The organism is Myxococcus sp. CA023 (genome assembly GCF_010998615.1).
Lineage (GTDB): Bacteria > Myxococcota > Myxococcia > Myxococcales > Myxococcaceae > Myxococcus.
Map to the genome: position 1 here is coordinate 101,669 of NZ_JAAEAH010000001.1, position 13,398 is coordinate 115,066.

Annotated in this window: 1 protein-coding gene (running past one end of the window); it reads left to right on the forward strand. The window is 68.1% G+C overall.

Annotated elements, in window-relative coordinates; all coding sequences use genetic code 11:
• A protein-coding gene (locus F8M74_RS00165; RefSeq protein WP_141252616.1) for a non-ribosomal peptide synthase/polyketide synthase crosses the window boundary here: on the forward strand, positions 1-13,398 show its 5' end (the start). 22,437 nt of this gene lie beyond the right edge of the window; only the first 13,398 of its 35,835 coding nucleotides appear in the window; the start codon lies at positions 1-3; the stop codon falls past the right edge of the window.

The window sequence follows — 13,398 nt, forward strand, 5'->3', positions numbered from 1 at the left end:
ATGGGGAATGAGACGGACAAGAAGCCCACGCTCACGCGCGAGGAGAAGCTCGCGCTGCTCGCGAAGCGGTTGGAGAAGAAGCCCCGGCCCGCATTGCCGCTGACGTTCTCCCAGCAGCGGGTGTGGTTCCTGGAGCAGCGCTCACCCGGGCTGCCTGCCTACCACCTGCCGTTGGTCCTGGAGCTGTCCGGCCGCCTGGATGAGGCCGTGCTGGAGCGGAGCTTCCAGGAAGTGGCGCGGCGCCACGAGTCGCTGCGCACGCACTTCGGCGAGGTCTCCGGCACACCGGTGCAGTTCGTCGATCCCCAAGCACGCCTGCCGTTCACGGTGGAAGGACTGGAAGACGTCCCCGAGGCGGCGCGCGAAGCCGCCGTGCGGCAGCGCATCCAGCTTGAGCTGGAAACACCGTTCGACCTGTCCCGCGGCCCACTGGCTCGCGGGGTGTTGCTGCGCGTGGCTCCGGAGCGCCATGTGCTCCTGGTGGTGGCGCACCACCTCATCTCCGACCATGGGTCCATGGGCGTGCTCACCCAAGAGATGGTGGCGCTCTATGACGCCTTCGCCCAGGGCCTGCCGTCGCCGCTGCCTGTGTTGCCGCTCCAATATGGGGACTACGCGTCCTGGCAGCGGGGCAAGCTTCGCGGTGACGCGCTCGACGCGCACGTGGAGTTCTGGCGCAAGCGGTTGGAGGGCGCGCCGCACGAACTGGAGCTGCCCACGGATCGCCCGCGGCGCTCCGCGACCGGACGGGCTGCTCAGTGCAGGGCCTTGTTGCCCGTGTCATGGGTGGAACGCCTCGACTCGCTGGCGCAGGCCGAAGGCGCCACGTTGTTCTTGGCCGTGCTGGCGGGGCTCCAGGTCCTGCTTTCTCGTTACACCGGGCAGAAGGACCTGCTCATTGGCGCCTCGCACACGAACCGGGGCAGGCAGGAGACGAAAGGGCTGGTGGGCCTCTTCGCCGAGCCGCTGGTCCTGCGAGCGGACCTCTCCGGCCGGCCGGGCTACCGTGAGCTGCTGCGCCGCGCGAAGGCGGACACCGAGGAGGCCTTCGCGAACGCGCATTTTCCTTTCGAACCGCTGCTGAGTGCACTGGGCGTGGAGCAGGACCCGACGCGCGCACCGATGTTCCAGGTGCTCTTGGGGGAAATCGACGCGCCGCCATCGCTTCGCGAAGTGCAACGGCTCGGCGTGCGCGTGCTCGACGCGGATGTGTCGAGCACCGACGTGGACCTGACCCTGATGATGTCCCGAGGCCCTGAAGGCCTTGCGCTGACGGCCATGTACAACGCGGAGTTGTACGACGCGGCCACCATCGAGGGACTGCTGGGCCATCTGGAGACGCTGCTCGACGCGGCGGTGACGTCACCCGACCGGCCCGTGGAGACGCTGGCGATGCTCCCGGTCGAGGAGCGGCACCGGTTGCTGGAGACGTGGAACGGCGCGAACGAGCCCCTGCCTCCGGACGCCTGCGCCCATGCATTGTTCGAAGCGCAGGTCGCGCGGACACCGGACGCCACTGCCGTGGTGTCCGGCGGCGAGTCCGTGACGTATCGCGAGCTGAACGCGCGGGCGAACCACGTGGCGGCACGCCTGCGAGCGCTCGGCGTGGGCCTGGAGTCCCGGGTGGCAGTGTGTGTGGAGCGCTCGGTCGAGTTGCTGGCGGCGTTGCTGGGTGTGCTCAAGGCGGGTGGCGCCTACGTGCCGCTGGACCCGGAGTACCCAGCGGAGCGGCTGGGCTACATGCTGGAGGACAGCGGTGCCCGCGTGGTCGTCGCACGGCGGCAGTACCGCGAGAAGCTGGGCGAGGCACCAGGGCGGGTGTGGTTGGACGTGGTGTCGCTTGCACCGGACGCAGAGGGGATGACGTCCGAGCCGACCGCCGTCGTGCCACCGGAAGCCGCGGCGTACGTGCTCTACACGTCGGGCTCCACGGGGCAGCCGAAGGGCGTGGTGGTGCAGCACCGCTCACTGGTGAGCTTCATTCGCGCGGAGTGGCGGGTCTGCCCGGTGGAGCCGGGCGACCGGGTGCTCCAGTTCGCGTCCATCAGCTGGGATACGAGCGCGGAGGAGATCTATCCGTGCCTCACGCGCGGCGGCACGCTGGTGCTGCGAACGCCCGAGATGCTGGACGTCCCGGAGGTCTTCCTGGCCCGGTGTGAAGCGGCCGGCATCACCCAGCTCAACCTGCCCACGGCCTTCTGGCATGAAGTGACGGCGAGCCTGGATGAAGGCAAGGCGCGCCTGCCCTCGGGCTTGAAGTGGGTGGTTATCGGTGGCGAGCGCGCCGTCCCCGCGCGGGTGTCGCAGTGGCGGCAACGCGTGGGCCGCGCGGTACCTCTGCTGAACACGTACGGCCTCACCGAAGTGACAGCGGTGGCCACGGCCGTGGACCTGACCACCGACACCGAGGACTCCGGGCGCGAGGTGGCCATTGGCCGGCCGCTGACGAATGTCAGCATCTACGTCCTCGACGGGGAACTGGAGCCAGTGCCAGCAGGCGTGGTGGGCGAGTTGTATGTCGGTGGCGAAGGTGTGGCGCGCGGATATCTCGGTCGGCCGGAACTGACAGCGGAGCGGTTCGTCCCCGCGCCGCAAGGGGACGGGGCGCGGCTGTACCGCACCGGCGACAAGGCGCGATGGCGGCGGGACGGCGTACTGGAGTTCCTGGGCAGGGGTGACTCGCAGGTGAAGGTGCGCGGTCATCGCATCGAGCCCGGTGAGGTGGAGTCGGCGTTGCTCGGGCAACCGGGCGTGCGCGAGGCGCTGGTCGTGGTGCGCGAGGACGCACCTGGAGACAAGCGGCTGGTTGCCTACGTGGTGCCCCGCGATGGGCGCGTGCTGGAGGGCGGCGAGGTGCGTGCGGGCCTGGAGTCGCGCCTGCCGCGATTCATGGTGCCGCAGGCGGTGGTGGTGCTGGAGCGGCTTCCGCTGCTTCCAAACGGGAAGGTGGACCGCAAGGCGCTGCCCGCGCCGGAGGCCGTGCGGGAGTCTCGAAAGGAGGCGCACGTCGCGCCGCGCACGCCCGTGGAGCAGATGCTCGCGGGCTTCTGGGCAGAGGTGCTGCGCCTGGAGACGGTGGGGCTGCACGACAACTTCTTCGAGGTGGGCGGACACTCGCTGCTGGCAATGCAACTGGTCGCGCGGGTCCGTGAAGCCTTCCGAGTGGACCTGCCGCTGCGCGACGTCTTCGAGTCGGCCACGGTGGCGGCGCTCGCGGAACGGATTTCCAGGGTGGTGGCGACCGCGGGCATTCCGGCGCCTCCGCTGAAGCGGCTGGAGCGCGGCGGCACGGCTCCGTTGTCGTTCGCGCAGCAGCGACTGTGGTTCCTGGCGCAGCTCGACCCGGCGAATACGTCCTACAACCTCTGGGCGCCTGTGCGCGTGACGGGGGCGCTGGACGTCGGTGCGCTGGCACGGAGCTTTGAGGCGTTGGTCCGCCGGCATGAGGCGCTGCGCACCACGTTCCGCGCCGAAGGTGGCTCGCCGGTGCAGGTCATCTCCGCGGAGACGCAGGTGCCGCTGGAGGTGGTGGACCTGTCCGTGTTGCCAGAGGGCGAACGCGAGGCCTCGGCGAAGGCACGGACCGAGGCGGAAGTGGGCCGGCCGTTCCACCTGGAGCAGGGGCCCTTGCTGCGTACGGTGCTGCTCAAGTTGTCCGAGCAGGAGCACGTGTTGGTGCTGGTGATGCACCACATCGTGTCGGACTACTGGTCCATGGGCATCCTCGTGCGGGAGGTGGCCGCGCTCTACGAGGCATTGTCCCAGGGGCGGCCGGCACAGCTGCCCGAGCTGTCCGTGCAGTACGCGGACTTCGCGATGTGGCAGCGCGATTGGGTCAAGGGGCAGGTGCTGGAGTCACAGCTCGCGTACTGGCGGAAGCAGCTTGCCGGGGCGCCGCGAGCGTTGGAGCTGCCCACGGATAAGCCGCGACCCGCGACGCAGACGTTCCGGGGCGCGAACCTTCATGTCCTGTGGTCGAAGGCGCTGTGGCGAGAGGTGGAGTCGCTCGGCCGACGCGAGGGCGCGACGCCCTTCATGGTCTTGCTGGCCGCGTTCCAGACGGTGCTGTCGCGCTACTCGGGCCAGGACGACGTGAGCGTGGGGGCTCCCATCGCAGGGCGTTCGCACTCGGAGACGGAGGGGCTGATTGGGTTCTTCGTCAACACGCTGGTCCTGCGGTCGAAGCTATCGCCCGCGCTGAGCTTCCGCGCGCTGCTGGGGCAGGTCCGCGAGGTGACCCTGGGCGCCTATGCGCACCAGGACGTGTCATTCGAGAAGCTGGTGGAGGAACTCCAGCCCGAGCGTGACCTGAGCCGCAGCCCGTTGTTCCAGGTGACGCTGACTCTTCAAAACACCCCCGCCGCCGAAGTCCAGTTGAGGGGCATCACTCTCAAGGGGCTGGCGGCGGAGGAGAAGACGTCGAAGTTCGATCTGTCACTGGTTGTAGAGGAGGTGCCGGACGGCGTCGTGGCGATGGTCAACTACAACAGCGACCTGTTCGAGGCCGGGACGATGGACCGGATGCTCGGACACTTGAAGGTGCTGTTGGAGGCCGCCGTCGCCGCGCCGGAGCAGCGGCTGGCCGAGCTGCCACTGATGGGCCGTGAAGAGCGGCAGCGACTGGTGAAGGAGTGGAGCGGGACGGCTTCGACGTATCCGCGCGACGCCAGCCTGAGTGCCCTCTTCGAGCAGCAGGTTCAGCGGACGCCGAACGCGGTGGCGGTGGAGTACGAGGACCGGCGGCTGACGTACGCGGAGTTGAACCGGCGTGCGAACCAGTTGGCACATCACCTGAGGGGGATGGGCGTTGGGCCCGAGGTGCGGGTGGGGCTGTGCGTGGAGCGCTCACTGGAGCTGGTGGTGAGCGTGCTGGGCATCCTGAAGGCGGGAGGCGTGTACGTGCCGCTGGATGCCAGCTATCCGCTGGAGCGTCTGGCGTGGATGAAGCAAGAGGCGGGCGTCGCGGTGCTGGTGGCGCAGGAGAGGCTGGCGGACGAGGTGGCCGCGGGTGGCGAGTTGGTGGTGTGCGTGGACACGGAGTGGGACACGCTGATTGCCCATCAGCCCGTGAGCACTTCGAGCGCCAACGTGGGCGGTGGAAACCTGGCGTACGTGATGTTCACGTCGGGAAGCACAGGAAAGCCAAAGGGCGTAGGCGTGCCGCACCGAGCGGTGTCACGCCTGGTGCAGGGGACGGACTTCGCGCACTTCGGGCCGGAGGAAGTGTGGCTGCAACTGGCACCCATCTCCTTCGACGCATCGACGCTGGAGGTGTGGGGCGCGCTGCTGCACGGCGCGAAGTTGGTGGTGTACCCGGCGGGGACGCCGACATTGGAGGAGCTGGGCCGGAAGCTTGAGTCTTCTGGCGTGACGTCGCTGTGGCTGACAGCGGCGCTCTTCGAGCAGATGCAGGCACGGCAGCCGAAGGCCTTGGCCAGCGTCCGCCAGTTGCTGGCGGGTGGCGACGCCCTGCCGGTGTCCCGTGTGAAGGAGCGGCTGGCAGCGGGCGGTGTGCTCATCAACGGGTATGGCCCGACGGAGAACACAACGTTCTCCAGCACGTACCGGATGGAGAGGCCGGAAGAAGTAGGCGCCTCGGTGTCCATTGGCCGGCCGGTGAAGAACACCGTGGCTTACGTCCTGGACGCAGGGATGCGCCCGGTGCCGGTGGGGGTGCCGGGCGAGCTGTACGTGGGCGGAGACGGGCTGGCAGTGGGGTACGTGGGACGCCCGGAGCTGACGGCGGAACGCTTCGTGCCGAGTCCGTTCGGTGAAGGCGAGCGGCTGTACCGCACGGGGGACGTGGTGCGGTGGCTGGGGAACGGGACGCTGGAGTTCCAGGGCCGAGCGGACACGCAGGTGAAGGTGCGCGGTTACCGCATTGAGCTGGGCGAAGTGGAAGCGGTGCTGGCCCAGCACAGTGGCGTCAACGAAGCCGTGGTGGTGGCGCGGGAGGACGGGAGCGAAGGCAAGCGGTTGGTGGCCTACGTGACGGCGCAAGAGGGCGCGGAACTGGAGTCCAGCGCGCTGAGAAGCCACGTGAAGCAGCGGCTACCGGAGTACATGGTGCCGTCGGCGTATGTGGTGCTGGAGTCGTTGCCACTGACGCCGAACGGCAAGGTGGACCGCAAGGCGCTGCCCGCACCGGATGCACAAGGCCCGAAGACGGCGCACTTCGAGGCGCCTCGAACGGCGACTGAGCAGAAGCTGGCGTCCATTTTCACCGAGGTACTCAACGTCGAGCGAGTCGGGCTCGACGGAGATTTCTTCGAGTTGGGTGGCCACTCGCTGCTGGCCACCCAGTTGGTGTCACGCGTCCGCGAGTCCTTCCAGGTGGAACTCCCCCTGAAGGACGTCTTCGAGTCGCCGACGGTGAAGAAGCTCGCTCTCCGGCTGGAGGAAACGCAGGCGGGGGCTTCATCCCTTCACGCACCGCCCCTGAAGCGGAGCCCTCGGTTGGGGGCACTGCCGCTATCGTTCGCTCAGCAGCGGCTGTGGTTCCTCGAACAGCTGGAGCCAGGGAGCCCCGTCTACAACATCCCCTTGGCCATCCGGCTTTCGGGCGCTCTGCGAGTCGATGCACTGGAGCGCGCGCTTCGTGAGTTGGTGCGGCGCCACGAAGTCCTGCGAACGACGTTCCGCTCCGAGGGCGGGACGCCCGTACAGATCGTCTCCCAGCAGGCGGTGAATGCACTGCCGGTGGTGGACCTGTCGTCGCTCTCGCCCGAGGCGGCCGAGGCGGAGGTCGAACGACTGCTGCGTGAGGAATCCCTCCGCGGATTCGACCTCGCCAGCGGACCGTTGCTGCGCACGCGATTGCTGAAGCGCTCCGAGGCGGAGCATGTGCTCCTGGCGAACATGCACCACATCGTCTCGGACGGGTGGTCCATGGGCGTCATCGTCCGGGAACTCGCGGCGCTCTACGGGGCCTTCCGCGAAGGACAGCCGTCGCCGCTGCCTGAACTGGACGTGCAATACGGTGACTTCTCCGCGTGGCAGCGCGCATGGCTGGAGAGTGGCGCGCTTCAGAGGCAACTGGACTGGTGGCGTCAGCAGCTCGAAGGAGCCCCTCACGTCCTCTCGATTCCCACGGACAGGCCGCTGCCCGCGGTTCAGACGTTCCGAGGCGCGAATCTCCCGGTGAGCATCCCACCGGCGTTGTCCTCATGCGTGAAGGCACTGGCGCAGCGGCATGGTGCAACGCCGTTCATGGTGCTGCTGGCGGGCTTCCAGGTGTTGCTGGCCCGGTACTCGGGGCAGGACGACCTGGTGGTGGGAACGCCCGTCGCCGGACGTAACCGCGCGGAGACAGAAGGGCTCATCGGCTTCTTCGTCAACACTCTGCCGCTGCGGGCACGCGCGTCGGCTGAGAAGCCGTTCCTCACGCTGCTTCGCGAGGTGAAGGACGCGGCGCTGGGGGCCTACGCGCATCAGGACGTTCCATTCGAGCAGCTCGTGGAAGAGCTCCAGCCGGAACGCACGCTCAGCCACTCGCCGCTGTTCCAGGTGATGTTCTCCCTGCAGAACACGCCGGTGCCGGAGGCGCTCGTTCCCGGGCTCTCGATGAGCGCGATGGACACGGAGATCGGCGCCGCGAAGTTCTTCCTGACGCTGGCGTTGGAGGACCTGCCGGACGGCTTCTCCGGCGTCTTCGAGTACAACGCGGACCTCTTCGAGATGGCCACCGTCCAGCGCATGGCCTCGCACTGGATCACGCTGTTGGAGGCTGCCGTGGCCTCCCCGGACCGCCGTTTGTCCGAGCTGCCGCTGCTCTCTCCTCAAGAGCGGCACCAGCTCCTGGTGGAGTGGAACGACACCACAACGGAGTATCCACGCGATACGCCCGTGCACATGCAGTTGGCGAACCTGGCGACGCGCATTCCGGAAACGGTGGCGCTCGCTTGGGAGGGTGGGCAGCTCACTTTCGCGGAGCTGATGGCGCGGAGTCGCTTGTTGGCGGCGCATTTGCGGCGCTTGGGGGTGGGCCCGGAGGTCCGGGTGGGCCTCTTCGCGCGCCGATCGCCGGAGTTGGTGGTGGGACTGCTCGCCATCCTGGAGGCCGGTGGTGCCTGGGTGCCGCTGGAGCCGGACGCTCCCCGTGAGCGGCTGGCGCGCATCCTGGAGGACGCGGCGCCCGCGGTACTCCTCACCCAGAGGGCGTTGCGAGACCTGACGCCCGCGACCTTGATGCCCGTGGTGTTGCTCGAGGATGACCTTGGGTCAGTCGCCGCTGGGACTTGGGATGCGAGCGCGGTGGCGGACAACGCCGCCTACGTCCTCTTCACCTCGGGGTCCACGGGACGTCCGAAGGGCGTGCTCGTCTCCCACCGCGCATTGGCGCGGCACACGGCGTGGTTCATCGCTGCGTTGAAGCTGGGCACGGGAGACCGGGTGTTGCAGAAGGCTTCTGCTGGCTTCGACGCCTCGGTGCCCGAGCTGCTGGCCACGCTGGTCTCTGGTGCTCGGCTGGTCATCGCACCGCCTGATGCCGAGAGCGACACCGAGGTGCTGCTGGCCGCGTTGGAACGCCTGCAGGTCACGGTGCTCCAGTTGGTTCCGTCGCAGCTTCGCGTCCTGTTGGCGCACGAAGGTGTGGCGCGAGCCGCGGGCCTGAGGGTTCTGGTCTCTGGGGGCGAGGCGCTGCCGGTGGAACTCGTTCATCAGGCCCGGGAGCGGTTGCCGTCCACGATCATCATCAATGCGTACGGACCGACCGAGACCACGGTCGATGCCACGGCCTGGCTGGGAGGCGACCTGGGCGAAGGCCCCTTCGCGCCCATTGGCCGACCAATCGCGAACACCCAGGCATACGTCCTGGATGCACAGGGCCAGCCGGTCCCAGTGGGCGTCCCGGGTGAACTCTTCGTCGGTGGAGATGGCCTGGCTCGCGGGTACGTGGGCCGGCCAGATCTGACGGCGGAGCGTTTCGCGCCGGACGCCTTGGGACGTACGCCGGGTGCCCGGCTCTACCGCACGGGTGACCAGGTGCGGTGGCGCTCGGGGGGCTCGCTGGAGTTCCTGGGTCGCGTGGACACGCAGGTGAAGGTGCGGGGTTACCGCGTCGAACCCGGCGAGGTGGAGGCGGTGCTTGCGGAGCACCCGGCCGTCCACGTCGCCGTGGTGGTGTCGCGGAAGGACGTTTCGAATGAGACGCGGCTCGTGGCCTACGTGGTGCCAGGCGATGCGTCAGGGGCGGTGGATGCCACAGCGCTGCGGGCCTTCCTGGTGGAGCGTCTGCCTCCGGCCATGGTGCCCTCGTGGTTCGTGGTCCTGGAGTCGCTGCCGCTGCTCCCCAGCGGAAAGGTGGACCGCAAGGCGCTGCCCGCACCCGACGTGGACGTCAGCGAGCGACAGCACGTCGCACCACGCACCCCGACGGAAGAGCTGCTGTGCGGCTTCTTCAGCAGGGTGCTGGGCGTGGAGCGCGTGGGCATCCACGACGGGTTCTTCGAGCTGGGGGGCCACTCGCTCCTCGCGACACAGCTCGTCTCGCGGGTGCGTTCGGCCTTCCGGGTGGAACTCGCGCTGCGGGAGTTGTTCGAGGCGCCCACGGTGGCGGAGTTGGCGCGTCGCATCGATTTGGCGAAGCGGTCTGGGGCCGAGATGCCGATGGTTCGGAGCCCGGCGGCGCCTCGCGCACGTGAGCTGCCCTTGTCATTCGCGCAGCAGCGGCTGTGGTTCCTGGATCAGCTCCAGCCGGGGAGTGCGTTCTACAACGTGTCCGCGGTGGTGAAGTTGACGGGCCCGCTGGACCCGAGCGCGCTGGAGTGGAGCTTCGAGGAGCTGGTGCGCCGCCATGAGGCCCTGCGGACGACCTTCCGAGCCGACGGTGGGACCCCGGTGCAGGTCATCTCGGCCGAGCCGACGCTCGCCTTTGCTGTGGTGTCCCTGGATGCGCTGGATGACACCGAGCGCGATGCCGCTGCGAAGCGCTGGGCCGAAGAGGAGGCCCAGCGGCCCTTCGACCTGAAGAAGGGGCCGTTGCTGCGGGCCACGTTGCTTCATCTGCGGAAGCGGGAGCACGTGCTGGTGCTGGTGATGCACCACATCGTGTCGGACGAATGGTCCATGGGCATCCTCGTGCGCGATGTGGCCGCGCTCTACGAGGCGCTGTCCCAGGGACAGCGCTCCCCGTTGCCGGACCTTCCGCTCCAGTACGGCGATTACGCTGTCTGGCAGCACGAGTGGCTGGCAGACGACGTGTTGGAGGCGCAGCTCGAATACTGGCGACAGCAGCTCGCTGGGGCGCCGAGTGCGTTGGCGTTGCCCACGGACAAGCCTCGCCCGGTGATGCAGACATTCCGCGGGAGCATGCAGGAGGCGCTCTGGCCCTCCGAGCTATGGGCTGCAGTGAAGGCACTCGGCCGTCGGGAAGGTGCGACGCCGTTCATGGTGCTGCTCGCGGCTTTCCAGACGGTGCTGTCGCGCTACTCGGGCCAGGACGACGTGAGCGTGGGATCGCCCATCGCGGGCCGCACGCGTGAAGAGACGGAGGGGTTGATTGGCTTCTTCGTCAACACGTTGGTGCTACGGACGAAGGTCTCCCCTGTGTCGAGCTTCCGGGAGCTGCTCGCTCAGGTGCGGGAGGTGACGCTGGGTGCGTATGCGCACCAGGACGTGCCGTTCGAGAAGCTGGTGGAGGAGCTTCAGCCCGAGCGTGACCTGAGCCGGAGCCCGCTGTTCCAGGTGACGCTGACGCTGCAGAACACGCCTTTCTCCGAGGTCCAACTGCGGGAGCTGACGCTGAAGGGCGTCGACGCCGAGGAGAAGACCTCGAAGTTCGATTTGTCGCTGCTCGCGGAAGAGGTGCCGCACGGGTTTTCCGTGGCGGTGAACTACAACAGCGACCTGTTCGAAGCAGCGACGATGGAACGGCTGTTGGGGCACCTGCGGGTGTTCCTGGAAGCCGCCGTCGCCGCGCCGGAGCAGCGGCTGGCCGAGCTGCCGTTGATGGGGAGTGAAGAGCGGCAGCAGCTGGTGAAGGAGTGGAGCGGGACGGCTTCGACGTATCCGCGCGACGCCAGCCTGAGTGCCCTCTTCGAGCAGCAGGTTCAGCGGACGCCGGACGCGGTGGCGGTGGAGTACGAGGACCAGCGGCTGACGTACGCGGAGTTGAACCGGCGTGCGAACCAGTTGGCACATCACCTGAGGGGGATGGGCGTTGGGCCCGAGGTGCGGGTGGGGCTGTGCGTGGAGCGCTCACTGGAGCTGGTGGTGAGCGTGCTGGGCATCCTGAAGGCGGGAGGCGTGTACGTGCCGCTGGATGCCAGCTATCCGCTGGAGCGTCTGGCGTGGATGAAGCAAGAGGCGGGCGTTGCGGTGCTGGTGGCGCAGGAGGAGCTGGCGGACGAGGTGGCCGCGGGTGGCGAGCTGGTGGTGTGCGTGGACACGGAGTGGGACACGCAGATTGCCCTGCAACCGGAGGTCGCACCGAGCACTCATGTGGGTGGGGGCAACCTGGCGTACGTGATGTTCACGTCGGGAAGCACGGGGAAGCCGAAGGGCGTAGGCGTGCCGCACCGAGCAGTGTCTCGCCTGGTGCTGGGGACGGACTTCGCGCACTTCGGGCCAGAGGAGGTGTGGCTGCAACTGGCACCCATCTCCTTCGACGCATCGACGTTGGAGGTGTGGGGCGCGCTGCTGCACGGCGCGAAGTTGGTGGTGTACCCGGCGGGGACGCCGACGTTGGAGGAGCTGGGCCGGAAGCTGGAGTCTTCTGGCGTGACGTCGCTGTGGCTGACGGCAGCGCTCTTCGAGCAGATGCAGGCGCGGCAGCCGAAGGCCTTGGCCAGCGTCCGCCAGTTGCTGGCAGGTGGTGACGCGCTGCCAGTGTCCCGTGTGAAGGAGCGGCTGGCAGCGGGCGGTGTGCTCATCAACGGGTATGGCCCGACGGAGAACACGACGTTCTCCAGCACGTACCGGATGGAGAGGCCGGAGGAAGTAGGCGCCTCGGTGTCTATCGGCCGGCCGGTGAAGAACACCGTGGCTTACGTGCTGGACGGGGCAATGCGTCCAGTGCCTGTGGGCGTTCCGGGTGAGCTGTACGTGGGCGGAGACGGCCTGGCAGTGGGGTACGTGGGACGCCCGGAGCTGACTGCGGAGCGCTTCGTACCGAATCCGTACGGCGAAGGAGAGCGGCTGTACCGTACGGGGGACGTGGTGCGGTGGCTGGGGAGCGGGACGCTGGAGTTCCTGGGCCGCGCGGACACGCAGGTGAAGGTGCGCGGTTACCGCATTGAGCTGGGCGAAGTGGAAGCGGCGCTGGCCCAGCACAGTGGTGTCAACGAAGCCGTGGTCGTGGCGCGGGAGCATGGAGGCGAAGGCAAGCGGTTGGTGGCCTACGTGACGGCGCAGGAAGGGGCCACACTGGACGCGGGTGCACTGCGAAGCCACGTGAAGCAGCGGCTACCGGAGTACATGGTTCCGTCGGCGTACGTGGTGCTGGAGTCGCTGCCGCTGACTCCGAACGGCAAGGTGGACCGCAAGGCGCTGCCCGCTCCAGATGCACAAGGCCCGAAGACGTCGCACTTCGAGGCGCCTCGCACGGCGACTGAGCAGAAGCTGGCGTCCATCTTCGCCGAGGTGCTGAACGTCGAGCGCGTCGGACTGGACGGAGACTTCTTCGAGTTGGGCGGACACTCGCTGCTGGCCACGCAGTTGGTGTCGCGCGTTCGCGAAGCCTTCCACGTCGAGTTGCCTCTACGGGACGTCTTTGAGGCGCCCACGGTAGAGAAGCTCGCCCAGCGGCTCGAGATGGAACCGAACGGCACGCAGGTGCTTCATGTTCCGCCGCCGACGCGAATTGAACGAACCGGGTCGCTGCCCCTGTCGTTCGCGCAGCAGCGGCTGTGGTTCCTCGACCAGCTGGAGCCGGGCAGCTCGTCCTACAACATCCCTATCGCAGTGAAGCTGACGGGGACGGTGCGGGTGGACGCGCTGGAGCAAGCCTTCAAGGCGCTGGTGCTTCGGCATGAGTCGCTGCGCACGACCTTCCAGAGCAGCGGTGGTGAGCCGGCTCAGATCATCGCCGAGGAGTCGGAGGTCCAGCTGCGAGTGGTGGACCTGAGCGACCTGTCCGAGGCTGAACGGGCCTCGGAAGTCCAACGCCTGATCGCCCAAGAGGCAGCGCTTCCGTTCAACCTGGCGCGCGGCCCGTTGCTGCGCACGGTATTGCTGAAGCTGTCCGAGCCGGAGCACGTGCTGGTGCTGGTGATGCACCACATCGTGTCGGACGGCTGGTCCATGGGAGTGCTCGTCCGCGAGGTCGCCGCGTTGTATGAGGCGTGCTCGCAGGGCCTGTCGTCACCCCTGCCGGAGCTTCCGCTCCAGTACGCGGACTACGCGGTGTGGCAGCGCGAGTGGCTTCAGGGAGAGGTTCTGGAGTCACAGCTCGCCTGG